This is a genomic window from Sphingobium sp. LSP13-1-1.1 (assembly GCF_040676415.1).
GTDB lineage: Bacteria > Pseudomonadota > Alphaproteobacteria > Sphingomonadales > Sphingomonadaceae > Sphingobium.
In genome coordinates this window covers 177,708-199,569 of record NZ_JBEGHU010000045.1, presented here as the reverse complement: position 1 = coordinate 199,569, position 21,862 = coordinate 177,708, and the positions used below count along the sequence as shown (strand labels likewise).

General features: G+C 64.5%; 19 protein-coding genes. 4 read left to right on the top strand and 15 right to left on the bottom strand.

The window, feature by feature from the left end:
- The first annotated feature begins 61 nt into the window (after positions 1-61).
- The 3 genes from MRBLSP13_RS18135 to rsmA are packed head-to-tail and all read left to right on the top strand — an operon-like array spanning position 62 to position 3,340.
- On the top strand, positions 62-1,462 hold the full coding sequence (locus tag MRBLSP13_RS18135) for a peptidylprolyl isomerase (protein ID WP_363737285.1): 1,401 nt from the start codon (positions 62-64) through the stop codon (positions 1,460-1,462).
- The gene (pdxA, locus tag MRBLSP13_RS18130) at positions 1,440-2,477 is read left to right on the top strand and encodes a 4-hydroxythreonine-4-phosphate dehydrogenase PdxA (RefSeq protein ID WP_363737286.1); all 1,038 of its coding nucleotides are present in this window, start codon (positions 1,440-1,442) and stop codon (positions 2,475-2,477) included. Before MRBLSP13_RS18135 ends, pdxA begins: the two co-directional genes overlap by 23 nt.
- Positions 2,478-2,482: 5 nt before the next feature.
- Positions 2,483-3,340, top strand: a complete 858-nt coding sequence (gene rsmA, locus MRBLSP13_RS18125) for a 16S rRNA (adenine(1518)-N(6)/adenine(1519)-N(6))-dimethyltransferase RsmA (RefSeq protein WP_363737287.1) — start codon at positions 2,483-2,485, stop codon at positions 3,338-3,340.
- 58 nt (positions 3,341-3,398) lie between these two features.
- Here rsmA and MRBLSP13_RS18120 read toward each other — a convergent pair whose 3' ends face one another.
- The 9 genes from MRBLSP13_RS18120 to MRBLSP13_RS18080 all read right to left on the bottom strand — a co-directional run bounded on the left by MRBLSP13_RS18120 (position 3,399) and on the right by MRBLSP13_RS18080 (position 13,329).
- On the bottom strand, positions 3,399-3,902 hold the full coding sequence (locus MRBLSP13_RS18120; RefSeq protein WP_363737288.1) for an asparaginase domain-containing protein: 504 nt from the start codon (positions 3,900-3,902) through the stop codon (positions 3,399-3,401).
- A 66-nt stretch (positions 3,903-3,968) separates the two neighbouring features.
- A complete protein-coding gene (locus MRBLSP13_RS18115; protein WP_363737289.1) occupies positions 3,969-4,781 on the bottom strand; it encodes a pyrroline-5-carboxylate reductase family protein in 813 nt (270 codons plus the stop codon).
- A gap of 11 nt (positions 4,782-4,792) precedes the next feature.
- A complete protein-coding gene (locus tag MRBLSP13_RS18110) occupies positions 4,793-5,299 on the bottom strand; it encodes a YbjN domain-containing protein (protein ID WP_133652858.1) in 507 nt (168 codons plus the stop codon).
- 91 nt (positions 5,300-5,390) lie between these two features.
- Positions 5,391-5,681, bottom strand: coding sequence for an accessory factor UbiK family protein (locus MRBLSP13_RS18105; protein WP_363737290.1), 291 nt, complete (start codon positions 5,679-5,681; stop codon positions 5,391-5,393).
- Between the two features lie 45 nt (positions 5,682-5,726).
- A complete protein-coding gene (locus tag MRBLSP13_RS18100; protein ID WP_363737291.1) occupies positions 5,727-6,275 on the bottom strand; it encodes a TspO/MBR family protein in 549 nt (182 codons plus the stop codon).
- 20 nt (positions 6,276-6,295) lie between these two features.
- Entirely contained in the window at positions 6,296-9,400 is a 3,105-nt protein-coding gene (locus MRBLSP13_RS18095; protein ID WP_363737292.1) for an efflux RND transporter permease subunit, read from the bottom strand.
- A 12-nt stretch (positions 9,401-9,412) separates the two neighbouring features.
- Entirely contained in the window at positions 9,413-10,471 is a 1,059-nt protein-coding gene (locus tag MRBLSP13_RS18090) for an efflux RND transporter periplasmic adaptor subunit (protein ID WP_363755924.1), read from the bottom strand.
- An 87-nt stretch (positions 10,472-10,558) separates the two neighbouring features.
- A complete protein-coding gene (locus tag MRBLSP13_RS18085) occupies positions 10,559-11,296 on the bottom strand; it encodes a TlyA family RNA methyltransferase (protein ID WP_363755922.1) in 738 nt (245 codons plus the stop codon).
- Positions 11,296-13,329 (bottom strand): protein-disulfide reductase DsbD family protein, encoded by a 2,034-nt coding sequence (locus MRBLSP13_RS18080; protein ID WP_363755920.1) that lies wholly within the window; start codon positions 13,327-13,329, stop codon positions 11,296-11,298. Before MRBLSP13_RS18080 ends, MRBLSP13_RS18085 begins: the two co-directional genes overlap by 1 nt.
- 77 nt (positions 13,330-13,406) lie before the next feature.
- On the opposite strand from MRBLSP13_RS18080, the gene MRBLSP13_RS18075 reads away from it, so the two are divergent.
- The gene (locus MRBLSP13_RS18075) at positions 13,407-15,071 is read left to right on the top strand and encodes an alkaline phosphatase family protein (RefSeq protein ID WP_363755918.1); all 1,665 of its coding nucleotides are present in this window, start codon (positions 13,407-13,409) and stop codon (positions 15,069-15,071) included.
- A 121-nt stretch (positions 15,072-15,192) separates the two neighbouring features.
- On the opposite strand, the gene epsC is transcribed toward MRBLSP13_RS18075, so the two are convergent.
- The 6 genes from epsC to MRBLSP13_RS18045 all read right to left on the bottom strand — a co-directional run bounded on the left by epsC (position 15,193) and on the right by MRBLSP13_RS18045 (position 21,819).
- Positions 15,193-16,197: a serine O-acetyltransferase EpsC gene (gene epsC / locus MRBLSP13_RS18070; RefSeq protein ID WP_363737297.1), complete on the bottom strand. Its 1,005-nt coding sequence runs from the start codon at positions 16,195-16,197 to the stop codon at positions 15,193-15,195.
- Between the two features lie 91 nt (positions 16,198-16,288).
- Positions 16,289-17,608, bottom strand: coding sequence for an ATP-binding protein (locus MRBLSP13_RS18065; protein WP_363755916.1), 1,320 nt, complete (start codon positions 17,606-17,608; stop codon positions 16,289-16,291).
- Positions 17,605-18,315, bottom strand: coding sequence for a response regulator (locus MRBLSP13_RS18060; RefSeq protein WP_150290862.1), 711 nt, complete (start codon positions 18,313-18,315; stop codon positions 17,605-17,607). The genes MRBLSP13_RS18065 and MRBLSP13_RS18060 overlap by 4 nt, the downstream gene beginning before the upstream one ends.
- 166 nt (positions 18,316-18,481) lie before the next feature.
- Positions 18,482-19,327, bottom strand: coding sequence for a TorF family putative porin (locus MRBLSP13_RS18055; RefSeq protein ID WP_363737299.1), 846 nt, complete (start codon positions 19,325-19,327; stop codon positions 18,482-18,484).
- A gap of 292 nt (positions 19,328-19,619) precedes the next feature.
- Positions 19,620-21,116, bottom strand: coding sequence for a SulP family inorganic anion transporter (locus MRBLSP13_RS18050; RefSeq protein WP_363737300.1), 1,497 nt, complete (start codon positions 21,114-21,116; stop codon positions 19,620-19,622).
- A 4-nt stretch (positions 21,117-21,120) separates the two neighbouring features.
- Positions 21,121-21,819, bottom strand: coding sequence for a carbonic anhydrase (locus MRBLSP13_RS18045; protein ID WP_363737301.1), 699 nt, complete (start codon positions 21,817-21,819; stop codon positions 21,121-21,123).
- Positions 21,820-21,862: the final 43 nt, after the last annotated feature.

Here is a 21,862-nt window from a genome sequence, read left to right as displayed (position 1 = left end):
AGGGCCGGTTAAGGCGGATCGGCGCATCTCGTGCCGACCCGATTGGAGAGTTTTGTCGACGATGCAGCCTGTCGTTTCCCATTATGCCTTAAAAGGGTTTTCCCGCATTGGCAGCGCCGCCGCCAAGGGCCTGCGCACCCTGCTTCTGTCCTCGGCCCTGCTGGCCACCGGCGCCTCCGGAAGTTTCGCCCAGACGGTGAATGACGATGACAATGTCGCCACCCAGCAGCTCAACCTGCCCAAGGACGTGACCATCTTCGGCAAGAGCGATCCCAATGTCCGCAAGGCGACGGCGATCGTCAACGGCCGCATCATCACCGGCACCGACGTCGACCAGCGCCTCGCCCTCATCATCACCGCCAATGGCGGCAAGGTGTCGGACGAGGAAAAGGAAAGGCTGCGCGTGCAGGTGCTACGCAACCTGATCGACGAGACGCTGCAGATCCAGGAAGCCGCCGCCAACGATATCAAGGTGGACAAGGCCGAGATCGACCAGAGCTATGAACGGGTCGCGGCCAATTTCCGCCAGTCCCCCGCGCAGTTCGATCAATATCTGCGTCAGCAGGGCAGCTCCGCCGCCAGCATCAGGCGCCAGATCGAGGGCGAACTGGCCTGGAGCCGCCTGCTCCGCCGCAACATCCAGCCCTTCGTCAACGTGTCGGAGGATGAGGTGAAGTCGGTGGTCGACCGGATGAACGCCGCGAAGGGCAGCGACGAATTCCGCATCGGCGAAATCTACCTTTCGGCCACGCCGGAAAATCAACAGCAGATCATCGCCAACGCCCGCAACATCATCGAACAGATCAAGCAGGGCGGCAGCTTCGCGGCCTACGCGCGGCAATTCTCCGAAGCCTCTACGGCGGCGGTCGGCGGCGATCTGGGCTGGGTTCGCCCCGCGCAATTGCCCGATGAACTGGCGCAGGCGGCAGCGGAAATGCAGGTCGGCCAGATTGCCGGGCCCATCGGGGTGCCCGGCGGCATATCGATCATCTACGTCATGGACAAGCGGAAGGTGCTGACCGCCGATCCGCGTGATGCGCTTCTCAGTCTCAAACAGCTCTCCGTGAGCTTCCCGGCAGGCACGACCAAGGAGCAGGCGAGCACCAAGGCCGCGGCCTTTGCCGCACAGGTCAAGGCGATCAAGGGATGCGGCCAGGCCAATGAACTGGGCGGCAAGATCGGCGCGGACGTGGTCGACAACGACAATGTGAAGCTGCGCGACCTGCCACCGCAATTGCAGGAAATCCTGATCAACCTCCAGGTCGGCGAAGCGACGCCGCCATTCGGATCGATCAATGACGGCGTGCGCGTGCTGGTGGTCTGCGGCCGTGACGAAGCCTCTACCGCCGCTGCTCCCAATGCCGAACAGATCATGGCGCAGCTTGAGGAAGAACGAGTGAACAAGCGCGCCCGCATTTATTTGCGCGATCTTCGCCGCGATGCCGTCATCGACTATAACTGATCCTGCGGCCCCTCCGGCAATGGGGCCGCCCTTCGCCGTTTCGCTCGGCGATCCGGCCGGCATTGGCCCGGAAATCGTCGCCAAGAGCTGGGTAATGCGCGAGGCGCGAGGCCTGCCGCCCTTCTTCGCCGTGGGCGACGCAGCCTCTCTGCGCGCCGTCTGGCTTGGTCCGGTCGAACCGGTCAGCACGCCGGAGGAGGCCGCGGAAGTCTTCGGCAAGGCCCTGCCCTGCCTGCAAGTGGCCGACGCGGGAGAGATCACGCCCGGCATGCCCAGCATCGACGGCGCGCGCACGGCTTTTCAGGCTCTGGAAGTGGCGGTCGGCCTCGCCCGCAGCGGTTCGGCCGCCGGGATCGTCACCGCCCCGGTCGGCAAGGAACAGCTTTACGGTGTCGGCTTTACCCATCCGGGACAGACCGAATTCATTGCGGAGCGCTGCGGCGTTGCGCCGCATAACGCCGTCATGATGCTGGCGGGACCATCGCTGAAGGTGGTGCCGATCACCATCCATATCCCGCTGGCCGAGGTGTCGTCCGTGCTGACGATCGACCTGATCCGCGCCCGCGCCATTACCACGGCAAAGGGACTCCAGCGCAATTTCGGCATCGGTCGTCCCCGTCTGGTCGTCGCGGGCCTCAACCCCCATGCAGGCGAGGGCGGCGCGCTGGGGCGGGAAGAGATCGATGTCATCCGGCCGGCCGTGGAGTCGCTGCTGGCGGAAGGATACGACATTCAGGGGCCGATCGCCGCCGATGCCCTGTTCCACAGCCGCGCCCGCGAAACCTATGATGTGGCGCTCTGCATGTATCACGACCAGGCGCTGATCCCGATCAAGACGCTGAATTTCGACGAGGGGGTCAACATCACCCTGGGCCTTCCCATCGTGCGCACCTCACCCGACCATGGCACCGCATTCGGCATTGCAGGCAAGGACAGTGCCAATCCCGGCGCGATGATGGCCGCGATCAAGATGGCGGCCGAGGCCGCGCGTGCACGATTGACCCCTGGCTGCTAAGGTCGATGACCGCCGATACCCACCCCAGGCTGTCACCGCCCAAGCTCCCGCCGCTGCGAGACGTCATCGCCGCCCATGGGCTGCAGGCGAACAAGGCGCTCGGCCAGAATTTCCTGCTGGACGAGCAATTGCTGGACAGGATCGCCGCCATTCCCGGACCGCTCAAGGACCAGCCTGCCTTCGAGGTTGGGCCTGGTCCCGGCGGCCTGACCCGCGCCGTCCTGCGCGCCGGGGCGCGGCTGGTCGCGGTGGAGCGCGACCGGCGCTGCCTGCCCGCCCTTGCCGAACTGTCAGAGGCGTTTCCGGACCAGCTTCGTGTGATTTCCGGCGACGCGATGGCCGTCGACGTCCGCGCCGAAGCCGGCGAAGGGGCGCATATCATCGCCAATCTTCCCTATAATGTGGGCACTGCACTGCTCATCGGCTGGCTTTCGGCCGACTGGTCTCCGCTCCCCTGGTGGTCGAGCCTGACCCTCATGTTCCAGATGGAGGTCGCCGAACGGATCGTCGCAAAGCCCAATGGCGATCATTATGGCCGTCTGGCCGTGCTCGCCCAATGGCGCGGCGACGCCCGCATCGCGATGAAGGTCCACCGCAGCGCGTTCACCCCACCGCCCAAGGTCATGTCCGCCGTGGTTCACATCACGCCCAGGCCAGCCCCCCAAGGCGTGCAGCTCAAGCATCTCGAACGCCTCACCGCCGCCGCCTTCGGCCAGCGCCGCAAGATGCTGCGCCAGAGCCTCAAAGGGCTGCCCGGCGCTCTGGAAGCGCTGGAGACCGTCGGCATCGACCCGCAACGCCGCGCCGAAACCGTCAGCGTCGAGGAATTCGTGGAGACGGCGCGCGTACTGGGTAGTCTTTGACCTTCACGCGGTTTCGGACGGATCCACGATGGGTCGGCAGCCACTTGCCCTTGCGAATTCAGCCTTCTGTCGGGACGAAAGCGCCCTTTTCCCTATCCTTCACGACCTTGTCGGCCCGGAACACCGATCCGCTCATCGTGATGTAAACCCCAGGAGCGGCGACCTGCACCGTCGCAAAGGCCATGCCGAGGTTGAAGCTGGCGTCGCTCTCGCCAAAGCGTGCCGGTGCGAGCGCGCCGACCAGCACCACTGTCTTGCCGGCAATGGCGGACAGCAGCTTCGCAGTCTCGGTCATCGTATCGGTGCCATGGGTGATGATGATGTGGCTTTCGGGCGCCGTCGCGACCCGGTCGCGGATCAGGGCGCGGTCGGCATCGTCCAGCTCCAGGCTGTCCTTGCGCACCACTTCCTCAATGCGGAATGGCCGCTTGACCCGGGCGATGTCGAGCAGCTTCGATACTACGGTCTCACCCACCTGATAGTCCGACAGTGCATCGAAATAGATCTTGTCGATCGTTCCCCCGGTGGTGAGGACAAGAATGGGCATTTCGGGGGACAACATTGCAGGACTCCCATAGGAACGCCGAGCCCGTAGAGCATTTCCAGGCCAAGGTGAACCGCGTCGGCGCTATTCGCCCCGGGCCATCGCATCGCCCCGGTCGCGGGCAGCGGCCAGCGTGTCGGTGAGCAGATCCAGCAATCGATCGTCGGCATCGAGCACGTTCAGTCCCTGCCGCGTCATGCCGCCAGGGCTGGCCACTCGATCCGCCAGCACCGCCGGGCTTTCGCGCGCCATGGCAGCCATGCTTGCCGATCCGCGCACGGTGGCCAGCGCCATACGCTCTGCCTGATCGCCGAGCAGACCGATCGACTCGCCAGCCCGCGCCAGGGCATCGATGAAGCGGAACAAAAAGGCGGGGCCACAGCCGGACAGCGCGGTGACCGCGTTGAACTGGCCTTCATCCTCAATCCATTCGGCCAGACCGAGCGGAGCGATGAAGGCTTCGACCGCTTTTCGCGAGAGCGCCGCGCAAGCGTCTTCCGCATGCAGGGCGATGACGCCCTCCCCGATACCCACCGGAAGGTTGGGCATTGCGCGCACGATTTCTCCTGCTGCAGGAAAGGCCGCGCGCAGTTCGGTCAGACGTGTTCCCGCGAGAATCGAGGCGATCCGCATATCGCCGCGGCAAAGAGGCGCGAGACAGCCCGCGACATCGCCAAGCTGATAGGGCTTCATGCCCAGCAGGACCGTAGTGCTGCCCGGCAGCGAGGCGGGATAGTCGGTGACCACTCTTACTCCCTCGGCCACCGGCTTGCCGCTGGGGCGCAGTACGGTGACTGTTGCGGGATCAAGACCGCAGGCGAGCCAGCGCTGCAGCATCTGCCCCGCCATATTGCCGCAGCCGACAAGGAAGAGATGATCGGGCCAGATGTCGGTCATCGAATTGCGCCTCAGGCTTCGCCGCGCGTTTCGATGAGGCTGGCGGAAATCGCTTCGGTCGGCGTCTTGCCGCCCCAGAGGACGAACTGAAACACCGGGTAGAAGCGCTCGCATTCGTCGATAGCGGTTTCCACAAGAAGCTGCGCCTGATCGAGGGTCAGCGTGCCGCCCGCCCCCAACAGCGCGCCGTGGCGGAACAGCACGATGCCGCTGGAGGACCAGAGTTCGAAATGGCCAAGCCAAAGCTGTTCGTTGATCAGGCCCAGCGTTTCGTAGATGGTGCTGCGCTTGTCGTCGTTCACCCTTATGTCGGGGAGGGCGAGCATTTGCAGTACCTGATCCTCGTCACGCCAGATGCCGCGAAGTTCATATTGTGCCCAGGATCCCTGGGTACTGGCGACGATTTCGTCCTCACCGACCTGATCGTAGCTCCAGCCATGCGCCTCGAAAAAGGCGGCCAGCATGTCGATCGGTGCGGCCTCCTGACCGCCATTTTCAAATTCGTCGCTGTCCATCATCTGCGCGCCTTAAAGCATTTTTTGCGCCGGTGGAAACCGGGGCGGCATGGAAAATGCGTGGACAACTCCGCTTTCGCCCGAAACCGGCCGCTTATTCTGCATCCTTGGGCTTGGCGCGGACCGTCTGCTTGACGGGTTCGGACGCCTTGCCCTCCAGCGCATCGAGGCGGGCTTTCAGCGATTCCACCTCTTCACGAGCAGCGGCGGCCAGCGCCTTGACGGCGTCAAATTCGTCGCGGCTGACGAAATCCATGCCGCCGATCCACTGCTTGGCCTTTTCGCGGGCGTTGCTCTCAAATTCGCGGCTCATGCCCGCGACCGTTCCGGCCGCGCCGTTCACCAGCTTGGCAAGGTCGTCGAAAAAGCGGTTTTCGCTCTGCATGATGCTATGTCCTTCCGTGCAGCACCACGGTCGTGGCGCCAAAAATCATATCTGGGTCTGGAAAGCCGGTTTGCCAAGGCTTTCCGCGTCCGGATTGAGGCGGCCGATCTCATAGTTGAGGTAGGAGGCAAAGGCCAGCCAACACAGATAGGGCAGCAGCAGAAGCCCCGCGACACGCCGCACGCGCCAGAACAACAGGATCGTGACGGCCACAAGCCCTAACAGCGCGACGATCAGGACCAGCGCCTGATCCACCAGATGCGCACGAAAGAACAACGGGGACCAGAGAAGATTGAGCGCCAGTTGCGCGAGGAATGCGACTATCGCGATCCCCCGGCCCCTCGCGCCCCTGGCATGCAGCACGACGGCGAAGGCGAGCGCCATCATTATATAGAGGATGGTCCAGGCAAGGCCAAAGACCCAGCCGGGCGGGATCAGGTCGGGCTTGGCCAAGGCCGCGAACCAGCGATTGCCATAGCCGCTATTGGCGAGCTTGCCTGAAAGAAAGCCAAGGAAAACAAGCGCCGGCACAGTAACCAGTGCCCAGCGCGCATAGGCAAGACGTAATTGACCCGGAGACGCAATCTCGTTCATCGGCAACGAAGCTCCACCTTTTACTCGGCGGCGTCGGGCGAATCCTTCAAGGCCGAGTCCAGCCGCCGACTGACGGTTTGCGGTGAAACGGTTCGTCCTGCAACCCGTGAATAGAGAATCGGGATCAGGAACAGCGTGATCAATGTCGCCAGGCTGACGCCGGAAACCACCACCACCCCGATCGAATGCCGGGCCGCCGCGCCTGCGCCGCCCCGTATGACCAGGGGAACAGCGCCGATGACCGTTGCGATGGAGGTCATCAATATGGGGCGCAGGCGACGGACGGCAGCCTGACGAACGGCCGCGCTGATCTCCAGCCCTTCGTCCCGCAACTGGTTGGCGAATTCGACGATCAGGATGCCATTCTTCGCCGCCAGTCCCACCAGCATGACGATGCCGATCTGGCTGTAGAGATTGATCGACCCGCCCGCCAAGGCAAGGCCCAGCACCCCGCCCGCCACGGCCAGCGGCACGGTGGCGATGATCACGCCGGGATGGACGAAGCTCTCGAACTGGGCGGCGAGCAGCAGATAGACGATCAATATGGTCAGGCCGAAGACCAGCCAGATCGATCCGCCGGTTTCACGCAGCGACTGACTCTCCCCCCTATAGCCGACGGCAAGGATCTCCGGTGACTGGCGCGCCTGGTCCTCGAGAAAGTTCAACGCCTCGCCCAGCGAGTAACCCGGCGCCAGAGCCGCTGTCAGGGTGATGGCGCGCAATTTGTTGTAGCGGTTGAGCTGGCGCGGCCCCGCGACTTCGCGAATCGTGACGACGGCGGACAGGGGCACCAGCGCGCCGGTGCGGCTGCGCACGTTGATCCGCTCCAGATCGGCCTGGGTCTGGCGCCCCTCCCGCTCTGCCTGAAGCAGCACGCGATATTCCTCGCCCCGGTCGACATAGGTGGTAACGCGGCGGGACCCAAGCAGCGTCTGCAGCGCCTGGCTGATGTCGTTGGCGAACACGCCCAGATCGCCCGCGCGTTGCTGATCGACATCGATCCGCATCTGCGGCTTGGTTTCCTTATAGTCAGAATCCAGATTGATGAGGCCCGGATTGGCGGCCGCGGCGGCCATGATGCGATCACGCGCGGCGACCAGCCCCTCATAGGTCGCTCCTGCCAGCACGAGATTGACCGGCAGGCCCCTTCCCCGGCCCAGCCCCGAACGCGGCGCGACATTACCGCGGACGCCGGGCTGGTCGGCGATCACCTTGTTGATCATGTCGGCCACCTGCACCGTCGTGATCGTGCGGTCCTCCCACGGCCGCAGGAAGGCGATGATATTTCCGCCGTTGAAATCGTCGCTGTTCGAAAAACCGGCGGGCGCGCGTATGTTCAGCACCTGGAGCGTGCCCTCGTCCCGAAGCGGCTGCAGATCGGTTTCGATTTTCCGCATATAGCCTTTCATGCGATCGAAGCCGGTGCCCTCAGGCGCCGTCACCTGGCCGTCAACGACGCCCGTATCTTCCGCTGGGACCAGTTCGGTCGGAAGCATGGTGAACAGGCCGCCGGCGACGGCAAGGAACAGCGCAACGGCGACGATGGCGCCCGCAGGCCGCGTGAGCACCCGGTCGAGAAGGCGCGCATAGGTCCCCTCCAGCCGCTGGAATCGCGCATCCACCCAGAGCGACAGGCGTGACCGCTCCGAACGTCGCAGCAGCTTTGAACAGAGCATCGGCGCCAGGCTGAGCGAAATGAAGCCCGAAAAGGCGATGGCGGCGATCATCGATATAGCCAGTTCGCGGAACAGCAGGCCCGTCTGCCCCGCCAGGAACATGACCGGCACGAACACCGCGCAGACCACCAGCGTGGTCGAAATGATCGCAAAACCCACCTGGCGCGTGCCGAGATAGGACGCGACCAGCGGATCCTCCCCCTGTTCTATGCGGTGATAGACATTCTCCAGAACGACAATGGCATCATCCACGACCAGGCCGATGGCCAGCACGAAGGCGAGCAGCGTCAGCAGGTTGATCGACAGCCCCAGCAGCCACATGACGGCACAGGTCGCCAGCAGGCAGATCGGCACGGTGACGGACGGAATGATCGTCGCCCGCAGGGAGCCGAGGAAGAGGAATATGACCAGCACGACGAGCAGTGCCGCCTCGGCCAGCGTATCATAGACATTGTCGATGGCGCGGCTGATGAACAGCGACTCGTCCGATCCGATCGTGACCTTCATGCCCGGCGGCAAGGTAGGCCGCAGCTCGTCGATCAGCGCCTTGGCCTTCTCCGCAACTTCCAGCGTGTTGGCGCCCGACTGACGGATGATGCCCACGCCGATGCCCGTCGCCGCGTTGGAGCGGAAGGACGTATAGGGGTTTTCGGCGCCCTGCTCGACCCGCGCCACGTCGCCCAGCTTCACCTGGTAACCGTCCGCACCGCGTCCCACGACCAGCCCGGCAAATTGTTCTGGCGTCGAAAAGGCCCGCTCTACGCGCAGCGTCTGGTTCTGGTCCTTCGATTCGAAGCGCCCGGCCGGCAGTTCCACATTCTGCGCGCGCAGCGCCGCCTCTATGTCGCCCGGCGTGATGCCGAAGGCTGTCAGCTTCTCCGCATTCAGCCAGATGCGCGTGGAGGGCCTTTCCTCGCCCCCGCCGGTGACTCGGGCGACGCCATCAATGGCGGAAAAGCGATCCAGCACATTGCGGTCCAGATAATCCGCAATCTGCGTCGGGGTCCAACCATCCTTGGTGAAGACGATGAACAATATCGCCCGCGCATCGGCGTCGACCTTCCGGATTTCCGGCGCGAGCGCATCCTCCGGCAGATCCTCCACCACAGCGCCCACGCGATCGCGCACGTCATTCGCCGCCGAATCGATGTCCCGCGAGGGGTCGAATTCAATACTGACTGAAGAAACGCCATCGCGCGAGGTCGAGGTGATGTTCTGGATGCCCTGGACCCCGGCGACGCCATCCTCGATGATCTGGGTGATGCGCGTTTCCACGACCGAAGCCGCCGCCCCGGTATAGCTGGTCTCGACCGAGACGATGGGCGGGTCGGTATCGGGATATTCGCGGATGGAAAGGCTGAGATAGCCGACAATGCCGATGATGCAGAGCAGCACGGCAACCACCGCCGCGAAGACCGGACGACGGACGGACAGGTCCGAAAGCTGCATCGCCTCGCCTCCTCAGCCGGCCGCTTGCCCGGCGCTGGCGCTCTTTGCTTCCGGCTTGCCCCCCGGGACGCGCACCGGCACGCCATCGGTCAGTTTGACAACGCCGTCGGTGACGACCGTCTGGCCCGGCTTCACTCCCCCCAATATCTCGACCAGGCCGTTCTGACGGATGCCGGTATCGACCTTGACCCGCTTGGCCTTGCCCTTCTCCACCAGGAAGACGAAATGGTCGCTGCCGTCGCCGACCACGGCCAGTTCAGGAACGGCCAGTGACTGGCGCTGCCCTGCAACCACATTTACCGTCAGCAGCATGCCCGGCTTCAAGGCGCGGTCGGGATTGGGCAGAATGGCGCGTATCCGGACGGCGCGGGTGGCAGGATCGATCACGGGATCGATGGTGGCGATCGTGCCGGCGAAGCGCCGGTCGGGCCAGGCGGCGGACACCGCCTTGATCGACTGCCCCTCCCGCACCAGCGACAGGCGGGTTTCCGGAATGGTGAAGTCCAGCTTGATCCGCGAGATGTCGCTGACCGTGGCAATCGGCGTGCCTGCCGTGACAATGGCGCCAGGCGACACCATGCGCAGGCTCACCCAGCCGGCAAAGGGCGCGCGAACCACCCGGTCGCCGATCGAGGCGCGGGCCTGCTGTGCACTGGCGCGGGCGGCGTTGGCGAGCGCGACCTGGCTCTCCAGGCTGGCAGCAGTGGCAAAGCCCCGCGCCTTCAAGGCCTGAATACGCTCCAGTTGCTGCTGGGCTGCAAGCGCCTGGGCCTGGGCGGCGGCAAGTTCCGCCTTCTCCTGCCCAACGGCCAGGGTGGCGATCACCTGCCCGTTGCTGACATAACCGCCATCGCTGAAATGGAGGGATGTGATCCGCTCCGTCACGGGAGCGGATAAGACCACCTGCTCATTGGCGAATGCAGTCCCGACCGCATCCAGATTGTCGGTGAAGGTTTCGTGCAGAATGGGCGCGGCCTCAACCAGCGCGGAAGGGCGCGGCTTTTTCTCCTTTGGCACGCCGCAAGCGGAAAGGCTGAGCGCGATCAGGAAGATTGGCAGGAAAATGCGCATCGGATCAGGCTAATCGGCCTCTGCAAGCGACTCAAACCGGCATTTGTCGCAAATGGTAATCATAGCGGCGAAACGAACGGAGTGCGATTATCCGCCAAATGTTGCGAAGAGGAGAAATTCCACATTGCCCTGCGGGCCGGTGATCGGGCTGGCGGTGATCCCTTCGACCTGCCACCCCCGACCCGACACCCAGTCCCGCACCTCGTTGCACACCCGTTCATGGATGGCAGGATCGCGCACGACGCCACCCTTGCCGACTTCCTCTCGCCCTGCCTCGAATTGCGGCTTGATCAAGGCGATCAGGCACGCGCCGGAACGGGCAAAGCCCAACGGGCAATCCAGCACCTTGGCGAGCGAGATGAAGCTGGCGTCGCAGACGATGACATCCACAGGCTCCGGAATGTGTTCGGCAGTGAGGATGCGGGCGCTGGTCTGTTCATGGACAATGACGCGCGGGTCCGAACGCAGCTTCCATGCAAGCTGGTTGGTGCCGCTGTCGACCGCATAGACCCGCACCGCGCCGTTGGTGAGCAGGACGTCGGTGAAACCGCCGGTCGAACTGCCGACATCGATGGCGACGGCATCCGACACGTCGATATGAAAATGCTCCAGCGCATGCGCGAGCTTGATGCCGCCGCGCGAGACCCAGGGATGGTCACGGCCCTTCACCTCCAGCTCGGCATCGGCCGCGACCTGTTGCCCGGCCTTGTCGACCTTCCGCTCCCCCAGGAAAACGAGGCCGGCGAGGATCAATGCCTGGGCGCGCGCGCGGCTTTCCGCCAAGCCGCTATCGACGAGGAGCTGGTCGGCGCGGACCTTGGCCATCAGGACACCAGCGCCGTCAGCGTGGCAGGGGTCAGGAGCTGGGGCAATGTCTGCGCGTCCCTGCCCGGCGCATACCAGAGATAGAGCGGAACGCCCGAACGCCCCTGCGCCTCCAGAAAGCGGGTGATGGCGGGATCGGCATTGGTCCAGTCCCCGACCATCATGGTGACGCCCGCCTTCTCGAAAGCGGCGCGGGTTTCACTGCGGTCGATGGCCGCGGCCTCATTCGCCTTGCAGGTGAGGCACCAGTCGGCGGTGAAATAAAGGAAAACCGGCTTTTTGGTGGCACGCAGGCTGGCCAGACGCGCCTCGTCAAAGGGGATGCCATGGGCGGAGGCGGTGATGGCAGGCGCATGGGTCGGCAGCACGAAGGCGATTCCCGCAAAGAGAATGAGCGCGGCGCAGACCACGGCAAATCCGCCGTGCCGTCCGTGATGCTGCCTGCGCCCAAGCCACCAGAGCACAGCGGCCAGAATCAAGGCTGCGCCGGCCCCCAGCAGGATGGCAACCGTGCCGCGTTGCTGCCCCAGCAGCCACAACAGGCCCAGCGCGGTCAGCGCCATCGGAATAGCGAGTATTTTCTGGAGCCGCCCCATCCAGGCGCCTGGTTTCGGCAGGCGTGTACGGATTGGGGGGATGTAGGCCAGAGCCAGAAATGGCAGTGCGAGGCCCAGGCCAAGCCCGGCAAAGATTGCCAGAGCGGCGCCGATCGGCAGTACCAGTGCCGCCCCCATGGCCGCGCCCATGAACGGCCCGGTACAAGGCGTGGCGACGAAAGCGACCAGCGCGCCGGTCCAGAAGGCGCCGGACGCGCCTGCCTTTCCCGCCAGCCGCTCGCCGCCACCGAAAGCGCTGAGTTCGAACAGGCCGGCAAGGTTGAGCGTGATCGCGGTCACCAGCAACAGCAGCAGCAGGATGATGCGCGGATCCTGCAACTGGAAGGCCCAGCCGACCGCCGTTCCCGCAGCGCGCAGGCCAAGCAGCAGGCCGCCCAGGGCAAGGCAGGTGAGAATGATGCCAAGGCTGTAGGCTAGCGCCTCCCGCCGGACGATATGCTCGTCCCCCCCCGCACGCGCCAGTTTCATCGCCTTCAGTCCCAATATGGGGAACACGCAGGGCATGATGTTGAGCAGCAGGCCGCCGAGCAGTGCACCGCCCAGCGCAAGGAAGAGGGTCCGGGCAGTGGCGGATCGAGCAGCAGGCACGGTGCCGGGACGGGCCGTCAGCAGAAAACCGACATGGTCGCCGGTGCGCAGCACCGCCTGAACCGGGCCGGACAGCGGGCCTTGCCCGGCTTCGGTTTCGATCAGCAGCCGGTCACCCTGCCGCGCGACGCTCTGCGGAGCCGCGTAACGGGTGAGACCATCGGCCAGCGCGAAGAGATGGACGTCGCGGGCTTCGGCCGCTGCGGGAAAGGGGATGGAGAGGCGCAGGCGGCCGTCAGCCAGGGCATAGGTCGCATCGCTGCCCAGCGGACGCGGCAAGTGGCTGCGCCAGCCATCAAACTGCGCCCTGCCGCCCGGCAGGACAGATCCGTCGCCCGCTATCAGGTCCAGCGACAGCTCCGCGCCTTCTGGAACGCAAACCTTGTCGGTGCAGGCCAGCCAGTTGGCGCGGACGCGGATCGGCAGCTTCGTACCCCTGGGCACGTCCGGCGCCACGGTCAGCTTTGCAAGCACTCCATAAGGCCCCTCATAGACATGGTTCATGAGGCCGGCGATCAGCAATGTCTCCGGCACGGGATAGCGCAGGGGACCGACCATGACTCCCTTGGGCAGCGTCCATTTGACCGTCATGCCCAGGCCGGCATCCCCCGGATTTTCCCAATAGCCGTGCCAGCCGGATTCCGGCGTCATGGAAAAGGCGATCGTCGTGCCACTGCCCCGATCCTGGCCCGGCCGCGGCGCATTGCTTTCGGCGGTGAGTTCGGCCGCAATGTGGGGGACGCCCTGGCCAAACGCACCCTCCGCCCGCGCCGCCACCGGCGCGAGCAACAGCAGCATTGTCATCAGAAGGACATGAAAAATGCGCATCGGGCCTCTGTTCCGGTGGACGCAAGGGGGCTAGGTCTCGATGCATCCGCCGTCAAGGCATGAGAAGGTACTCCATAATGTTGAAAAATGTCGCGGCAGCCCTGCTTCTTGCCGGTTCGCTGCCGGCCCTGGCCCAGACCGAGGCTCCGCCCGCCGTGGCGGCTGCCGCGCCCGCCACGGCGCCCAGGCTGATCGTCGCCATCGCGGTGGATCAGTTTTCGGCCGATCTGTTCAGCGAATATCGTCAATATTACAGCGGCGGCCTCAGGCGGCTGACGGAACAGGGCATCGTCTTCCCCCGCGGCTATCAAAGCCATGCCGCCACCGAAACCTGTCCTGGACACAGCACCATCCTGACCGGCAGCCGCCCCTCGCGCACCGGCATCATCGCCAACAGCTGGTTTGACCTTGGCACCGCGCGCGCCGACAAGCTGGTCTATTGCGCGGAGGACGAGACGCAGCCGGGCACCGACAGCGAACATTATCAGGCTTCTCCCGTACATCTGAGGGTGCCGACGCTGGGCGGGCGGATGAAGGCCGCCAATCCGGCGACACGCGTCGTATCGATTGCGGGGAAGGACCGTGCGGCGATCATGATGGGCGGGCCAACCGCCGACCAGGTCTGGTGGCTGGGCGGACCGGAGGGCTATGTCAGCTACAAGGGAGTGGCGACCCCACCGCTGGTCGCCAAAGTCAATGAGGTCATGGCGCGGCGGCTGGCAGAGGGCAATCCCGGCTTCGAGCTGCCGCCGCAATGCGCGGCCAAGGATTTCCCCGTGAAGGCCGGAGATCGCACGGTCGGGACAGGTCGCTTCGCGCGGGCGGCGGGCGATTACAAGGCCTTCCGCATCTCGCCGGAACAGGATGCGATGACCCTGGCTTTTGCCGCCGCCGCCATCGAGAGCATGGCGCTGGGCAAACAGGCGCAGACAGACATCATCTCCATCGGCCTGTCCGCGACGGACTATATCGGTCACACCTACGGCACGGAGGGTACGGAAAGCTGCATACAGGTCGATCGGCTGGATCGCGAGCTGGGCGCCTTTTTCGACCGACTCGACAAGGACGGCATCGACTATGCCGTGGTGCTGACCGCCGATCATGGCGGGCATGACCTGCCCGAACGCCACCGGTTGAACGCCATGCCGATGGAACAGCGCGTCGACAAGACGCTCACGCCCAAGGCGTTATCGGCCGCCATCGCGGAAAAGACTGGCATCACGGGCAGGACGCTGATCTGGGGCGATGGCCCGGCGGGCGACCTGTATTTCGACCGCGGCCTGACGGCGGCGCAACGCGCCAGGGTGGAAGCGGCAACTCTCGCCCTGCTCCGCGTCCATCCGCAGGTCCAGACCGTCTTCACCAAGGCGGAGATCGCCGCCACCCCCGCTCCATCCGGTCCTCCGGAAAGCTGGTCGCTGATCCAGGAGGCCAGAGCCAGCTTCGACCCGCAGCGTTCGGGCGACCTGCTGCTGCTGCTGAAGCCGCGAGTCATGTCGATCCCCGAAGCGGCGGTGATGGGGTCGGTCGCGACCCATGGATCGCCTTGGGATACGGATCGCCGCGTGCCTATCCTGTTCTGGCGCAAGGGGCTGCCCCACTTCGAACAGCCGCTCGGCGTGGAAACGGTCGACATCCTGCCGACCCTGGCGGCGCTGATCAAATTGCCCGTAGCAAAGGACCAGATCGACGGACGCTGCCTTGACCTGATCGCCGGCGACGGGGATAGCTGCGCTGAATAACGCATCTTCAAACTGATCGTTAAGGCCAACGCCTCGGAAACGCGGCATCAGATGGCTGGGGCTTTTCCGCTCATGGTGAGAATGCTCCAGCCATCGGCGCCATATTCCTGCGCATAGGCCCTCAGATATTCTCCGCTATCCCATCGCGTCCTTCCTCCAGCAGCGCGTGGACGCGATGGGGGGCGGACACCTCGACCCGGCTGGTCACTTCATAATGCGCCTTGGCCTGCCGGACATTGCTGTCGGCCGGCACGCTGTCGGTCAGCCAGACATTGCCGCCGATCACGGACCGGCTACCGATGATGATGCGGCCCAATATCGTCGCGCCGGCATAGATCACCACATCATCCTCGATGATCGGGTGACGCGGCAGGGCCTTTTCCAGCGCGCCCTTGCCATCGGCCGGAAAGCTGCGCGCGCCCAGCGTCACGCCCTGATAGATGCGAACCCGATCCCCGACGATCGCCGTTTCCCCGATGACGACGCCCGTGCCGTGGTCAATAAAGAAGCTGTGGCCGATCTTCGCGCCGGGATGAATGTCGATCCCCGTACTGCCATGCGCGATTTCCGAAATGATCCGCGCCACGAGCGGTGCTCCCAACTGGTGCAGCCGATGTGCCAAGCGATGGTGCGTGATCGCCATCATCGAGGGATAGCAGATCAGCACCTCATCGACGCTGCGCGCGGCGGGATCGCCCAGGAAAGCCGCCTCCACGTCGCTGTCCAGCAGTTCGCGGAGCGCTGGCAGTCCTTCGGCGAAATCGCCGATGATGCGCGACGCCTCCCTGTCGACCTGCTCTATCGGTGCGTCCTTCATCGCATAGATCAGCTCCAGCCGGATCTGGCCGTAGAGGCGGCTGAGCACCGTCTGAAGGGTTTGCGCGACATAGGCGTCCTCATTGTGCAGACGCACGAAGCTGGGCCCCAGACGAAGCGGAAACAGTGCGCCGCAAAGCGCCTCCATGATCTTGGTCAGCGTCGCGCGCGACGGAAAACCCTCCGCCCCATATTCGGCATGATGTTCCTGACCCTGGCGCCAACGCCGCCGGACCGTGCCCAGTTCGGCCGCCAGCCTGTCAATGTCCCAATAACCCTGGGCGATTTCCTTTTCGCCTTCTGCCGTCATACATGCCTCTTTCCGAACAGGCGTCCGGCATAGCGCGGCATGGCGCCCGGCAGTAAATGAGTTTTGCTTGGGGGTGGGCAGATTCTCTTTGTCAGTGCTTCTGGGGCTGGGCCGGAAGATACAGGCATATTTCGGCCCGCAATCCGCCTTCGGGCCGGTTGGCGAGGATCAGTTCCCCACCCTCCAGTTCCACGGTGCGCGCAACGATGGCAAGGCCCAGGCCCAGCCCACGCGTGTTGCGCTGCCGGGCCTCATCCAGACGGGCAAAGGGCTTCAACACCTCCTCCAGCTTGTCGCGGGGAATGCCGGGACCGTCATCGTCGACCCGGATCAGCACTTCGCGATCGCGACGCTCCAGCGCGACCCGGGCGCGGCTGCCATAGTGCAGCGCATTTTCTATCAGATTGACGATGGCTCGGCGCAGGCTGAGCGACCGAACCGCCATTTCCAGGTGGTCGGGCCCGACATAATCGACCGGCCTGTCCTGGTCCTGAAAGGCGTCGACCACCGTCGCGACCAGCACGGCGAGGTCGGTGCGGACGGGCGGCTCTCCATTTTTCTCCCCACCCAGGAAGGCAAGCAGCGAATCGATCATCTCGCCCATTTCGCCAAGGTCGCCCTCGATCGCCTCCCGCGCTTCCGTGTCCGGCAGGTTCTCCAGCCTCAGCCGCAGCCGCGCGAGCGGGGTCCGCATGTCATGACCGACGGCGGCCAGCGTCTCCGTCCGTTCCGTGATCAACCGATGAATGCGCTTTTGCATGGCATTGAAGGCGCGGATGAGGTTGCGGACATCGTTGGAGCCACCCTCCTCCACAATGACTTCATCGCTAAGGCCGATGCGTTCGGTTGCGCGGGTGAGGTCGCGCAGCGGCGCCAGCGTACGCCGGATCAGGATGCCGCCCACGAGCAGCAGCGCCAACACCGGGATCAACGCGAGCCCCATGCGGCCGATGGTGAAGGTCCATTTGCCGCCGCTGTGGCGCATGCCGAAATAGAGCCAGCTTCCGTCCGCGAGGCGCAGGCCGCCGTTGATCTCCGAAACGCGTCCGGGCGAGGCCAGACGCAGCCACAGGCCCGACTGTTCAAGGGTCGGTTCCCAGTTGACGATCTGTCGCCGCATCCTCTCCAGCCCCGGCGCAAGCGCGGGTGGCGGCGGCGAGGACGGGGTCCAGTGCACGTCGTAGCGATCCGTGGTGAGTTGCAGTGACAGCGCATGCCGCTCATCGGGCGCATGCTCCGTCAGCAACTTGCGGGCAATCACCAGATGTTCGGCCAGGCGCCGGGCCTCGTCATCCTGCAGCGAAAGATGATTGGACCGTTCGTTCAACAGGATGCCGACGGCGAATTCCAGCGTCAGGGTCAGCAGCAGGATCGCGAAGATCTGCCCGACCAGGCTGACATGCCGTCTCAAGCGCGGCTGACCTCCGCATTGAACATATAGCCGACGCCCCGCACGGTGGTGATCGGCGCCGCGCGATCCTGCGTCGAGAGCTTGCGGCGCAGGCGGCTGACCAGCACGTCGATGCTGCGGTCGGAACTGTCGCCCATGCGGGTGCGCGAAAGTTCGATCAACCGTTCGCGGGCGATCACGCGCTGCGGATGGCTGAGAAAGCTGCCGAGCAGATCGAATTCCGCACCAGTCAGGTCGACGATGGCGCCAGTGGGCGAACGCAGTTCGCGGCGCGGGAAATTGACGATCCAGCCGTCGAACCGTGCTTCATTCTCGCGATGCTCGTCCGGGCCGCGTTCCACCCCGACGCGGCGCAATATGGCGCGGATGCGCGCGATGAGTTCACGCGTGCCGAACGGCTTGGGCAGGTAATCGTCGGCGCCCAGTTCCAGCCCCACGATACGGTCAGTCTCGCTGCCCTTGGCGCTGATGAAGATGATGGGAACGTCGCTCTTGCGCCGGATCTGGCGGCAAAGATCGATGCCATTGGTGCCGGGGAGCATGACGTCGAGCACGACAAGGTCGACAGGACCGGCGTCGAACGCTACCCACATTTCGGGGCCGGAAGAAGCCGGGCGGACCTGATAGCCATGCTCCTGCAGGGCGCGCGCGGTCAGGGTACGCAGCGGCGGATCATCTTCGACAAGGATTATGGTCGGCGCGGTCATGACAATGTCGGCACGGCTTTGAGCATGACAGCGGGATAGGGGTGGCCGGAGCCATGGTCAACCGCAGGGGCGGCCGGAAAGCCCCGGATGCAACAGCAGAAACAATTTGTCACAGCCGGGAAAGAAGCATGGCCGGGCCTGGGTCCACCAGGCCCGGCGCAAGGGATCAGAAAGCAGCGGTCAGCGAGAAGAGGACCGTGCTGCGCGCGATCGACTTGCCGAAATCCTTGCTGTCGTTGACCATGAAGTTCGGGCGCAGATAATTTTCCTCCACGCGCGCGATATCGGTGTCGACATAGGCCACGCCAACGGTCAGCGGCGTGCCGGGAATGGCGAAGTCGGCGCCCACCAGCCAGTCGAGATATTTGCCGGTAGGAGCGATCGAAGTGCCATTGGGACCAAGGCCCGGATTGCCGTCCGACCAACCCAGATGGGCCTTCACCGTGACGGGAGTGTCGGGGATGGCGGCATTGACGTCGCCCCAGACATAGAGATTGTCTTCCTTGTCACCCGGATTGTCGATGCCGCTGGATGCGCTGCTCTGCCAATTGCCCAGCGCCTGCTGCTTGGGAGCGTAGGCGACACCGACCAGGCCCTTGACCGGACCGAACTGGTGCGACAGCTTCACATAAGGCTCGGCGAAATCCGTCTTGTCGGCACCCGACGGATACATGTACCAGGTCAGGCCGACATCGACCGTCGTGCCCTCGCCCAACGATGTCGAATAGCCGCCGACCAGGTCGAGTTCCATGTTGGCGCCGCCGAAACGACCCCAGCCGCCGAGGTTCGAACCCCAGGTGCCGATGTAGAAGCCGCTTTCATGCGTTGCCGTGATACCGCCCTGAATGGCCATGCCACGGTCGCTCTGCGATACGCCGCGGAAGCGGTAGTCGGACACCAGGCCGACGCTGCCGGTAACGGTGACGGGGCCTGCCGGCTCCTCCTGAGCGAAAGCCGGAGCACTGGAAAGCAGCGCAAGCGCGGCACAGGCAATCTGATACTTCATGAACATTCCCCTTTTAGGCAAGAATGTTCCGTCCTGCGTCCATTTCGTCCGAAGATCTTTTGTGTTGTCGTCGTCGGTACGGCGGATCGCAGGCAGGTTATGAGGACTATGCCAAATGGGGAAACGACTTTTCGCACCTGCGAGAAGGAATGTCGTCACTGTGTTGCCTGCAACACGATTATTGTCTTTTGGATTTCCTAATATTTCTATATTGTTTCTAATATATATCATAAATAAACCGCCGCATCGCTTCAGGAGCGATGCGGCGGCTCGTTCGACGCCTGACGAGGGGGTAGTATCAGGCGGCGAGGTGGCGCATGCGGCCGGTGGCGCCGAACAGTTCGACCTGCGCTCCGGTACCCCGACGGCGGTCCACCCATTCGCGGACCATTTCCGCACAAGTATGGTCGATATGGCTCAGGCGCTCGACGTTCAGGATGACGAGCCTTCCGGAAGGAAGCCCCTCAAGCCTGGCCGACAGCTTCGGCAGGTTGAGGAAAGTGGCCGTGCCGTGCAGTGCAACTTCATGCGCTTCTTCGCGGCTTTCCTCGTCCACGCTCAACCGGAGACGGCGGGCATGGGGCAGAAGCTCCAGCAGCGAGAGGCCGATGCCGACCAGAACGCCGGTCAGCAGGTCAGTCGCCACGACGCAGATCAGCGTCGCCGCCCACACCACGGCGGGAAGCGGGCCATAGCGGTGGAGAAGATGCTTTACATGGTCGACGCTCACCAGACGCACGCCGGTGACCACAAGGACGCCTGCCAGCGCCGCCATGGGAATTTCGCGCAGCAACCAGGGGAGCAGGGCGACGAAGCCCAGAATCCAGACGCCGTGCAGGATCGCCGACAACCGCGTCCGGGCGCCGGCCTGGACGTTGGCCGAACTGCGGACGATCACGCCAGTCATCGGCAATGCACCCGCCACGCCGCAGAGCAGGTTGCCCACGCCCTGTGCACTGAGCTCCCGGTTGTAGTTGGTGCGAACGCCGTCATGCATCCTGTCGACCGCCGCCGCGGACAGCAGCGTTTCGGCACTGGCGATGAAGGCGATGGCGATGGCCGTGGTGATGGTCGTCGGATTCAGGAGCTGCTGGACCAGGTTATCGCCCGGCAGCGAAATGGCCGAGACGATCGATTCCGGCACCACGACGCGCGCGACGGGCAAGCCGAGGGAAAAGGCGACCAGGGTCGCCAGCACCACGCCGACAAGAGCACCCGGGAGCAGCTTCATCGAGGCAGGACGCAGCTTCTCCCAACCCAGCATGCCGCCGATGGTGACGAGGCCGACCGCGAAGGCAGTGGCTGCGTCCTGATTGCTGAGGCCGAAAATCTGCCCTGGCATGGCGACCAGATTGGCAAGGCCGCTCGAAAGCGGCTTGTCGTCGAAAAGCACATGAAACTGGCCGACGACGATCAGCACGCCGATACCCGCCAGCATGCCGTGCACGACCGCGGGCGAGATCGCGCGGAACCAGCCGCCTACCCGCAGCAGCCCTGCAATCACCTGAATGGCACCGGCCAGGATCAGGATCGGCCCGAGAGCGGACAGCCCCTGTTTCTGCACGATTTCGAAGACGATGACCGCCAGGCCCGCCGCCGGGCCGCTGACCTGAAGGGGCGAACCCGCCAGCAGGCCGACGATCAGACCGCCGATCATGCCCGTGATCAGACCCTTTTCCGGCGGCACCCCGGAAGCAACGGCGATACCCATGCAGAGCGGCATCGCCACCAGGAAGACGACAATGGAGGCCGTGAAGTCGCGGCTGAAGGTACCGCCGGAAAATGCCTTGAGCATGGGTTTACTCCGCGGCCTCGGCATAGGCGATGTCGACCGCCAGTCGCTTGGCGTGGGGCAGCGCCACGGGCAGCGGCTGACCTTCACGCAGAGGCAGGAAACGGCCGGTCTCGCCGTCAAGGCCCAGAACGTGGCCGGCATGGATATCGACATACCAGCCGTGCAGGGCGATCTCGCCGCGGGCAATGCCCGACGCAACGGACGGATGGGTGCGCAGATGGGCGAGTTGCGCCACCACATTCTCAAGTGCCATGTTGCGCAGCTTCTCCGCATCGCTGAGATCGGCAGGGTAGCTTTCGCGACAGACCTTCTGCGCGGCATGGCTGTGACGCAGCCAGGCGGCGACGTTGGGCATGGCGCTCAGGTCGGCATTGGTGGACAGCGCCTTCATCGCGCCGCAATCGCTGTGGCCGCACACGATGATGTCGCGCACGCCCAGTACCATGACGGCATATTCGACCGTGGAGGTCACGCCGCCATTCTGCGTTGCATGGGGCGGCACGATGTTGCCGGCATTGCGGCAGACGAACAGGTCGCCCGGGTCAGCCTGCATGATATGTTCCGGCACGATGCGCGAGTCCGCGCAGGAGATCATCAGCGCCTTGGGGTTCTGCCCATCGCTGGCGAGGCGGTTGTAAAGCGCGCTCTGGTTCGGAAAGACATGGCTTTCGAAGCTGAAGACGCGACCGATCAGATCGTTCATGTCGTTGCATCCTTCTTGTCTGGTGACCGGTCAGGGGCAGACC

Coding starts and splice junctions, on each gene's coding strand:
- MRBLSP13_RS18055 (WP_363737299.1), bottom strand. CDS start 19,327: ATGTTCATGAAGTATCAGATTGCCTGTGCCGCGCTTGCGCTGCTTTCC.
- MRBLSP13_RS18135 (WP_363737285.1), top strand. CDS start 62: ATGCAGCCTGTCGTTTCCCATTATGCCTTAAAAGGGTTTTCCCGCATT.
- rsmA (WP_363737287.1), top strand. CDS start 2,483: ATGACCGCCGATACCCACCCCAGGCTGTCACCGCCCAAGCTCCCGCCG.
- MRBLSP13_RS18105 (WP_363737290.1), bottom strand. CDS start 5,681: ATGCAGAGCGAAAACCGCTTTTTCGACGACCTTGCCAAGCTGGTGAAC.
- MRBLSP13_RS18100 (WP_363737291.1), bottom strand. CDS start 6,275: ATGAACGAGATTGCGTCTCCGGGTCAATTACGTCTTGCCTATGCGCGC.
- pdxA (WP_363737286.1), top strand. CDS start 1,440: ATGCCGTCATCGACTATAACTGATCCTGCGGCCCCTCCGGCAATGGGG.
- MRBLSP13_RS18120 (WP_363737288.1), bottom strand. CDS start 3,902: ATGTTGTCCCCCGAAATGCCCATTCTTGTCCTCACCACCGGGGGAACG.
- MRBLSP13_RS18110 (WP_133652858.1), bottom strand. CDS start 5,299: ATGATGGACAGCGACGAATTTGAAAATGGCGGTCAGGAGGCCGCACCG.
- MRBLSP13_RS18090 (WP_363755924.1), bottom strand. CDS start 10,471: ATGCGCATTTTCCTGCCAATCTTCCTGATCGCGCTCAGCCTTTCCGCT.
- MRBLSP13_RS18085 (WP_363755922.1), bottom strand. CDS start 11,296: ATGGCCAAGGTCCGCGCCGACCAGCTCCTCGTCGATAGCGGCTTGGCG.
- epsC (WP_363737297.1), bottom strand. CDS start 16,197: ATGACGGCAGAAGGCGAAAAGGAAATCGCCCAGGGTTATTGGGACATT.
- MRBLSP13_RS18060 (WP_150290862.1), bottom strand. CDS start 18,315: ATGACCGCGCCGACCATAATCCTTGTCGAAGATGATCCGCCGCTGCGT.
- MRBLSP13_RS18075 (WP_363755918.1), top strand. CDS start 13,407: ATGTTGAAAAATGTCGCGGCAGCCCTGCTTCTTGCCGGTTCGCTGCCG.
- MRBLSP13_RS18045 (WP_363737301.1), bottom strand. CDS start 21,819: ATGAACGATCTGATCGGTCGCGTCTTCAGCTTCGAAAGCCATGTCTTT.
- MRBLSP13_RS18095 (WP_363737292.1), bottom strand. CDS start 9,400: ATGCAGCTTTCGGACCTGTCCGTCCGTCGTCCGGTCTTCGCGGCGGTG.
- MRBLSP13_RS18080 (WP_363755920.1), bottom strand. CDS start 13,329: ATGCGCATTTTTCATGTCCTTCTGATGACAATGCTGCTGTTGCTCGCG.
- MRBLSP13_RS18050 (WP_363737300.1), bottom strand. CDS start 21,116: ATGCTCAAGGCATTTTCCGGCGGTACCTTCAGCCGCGACTTCACGGCC.
- MRBLSP13_RS18115 (WP_363737289.1), bottom strand. CDS start 4,781: ATGACCGACATCTGGCCCGATCATCTCTTCCTTGTCGGCTGCGGCAAT.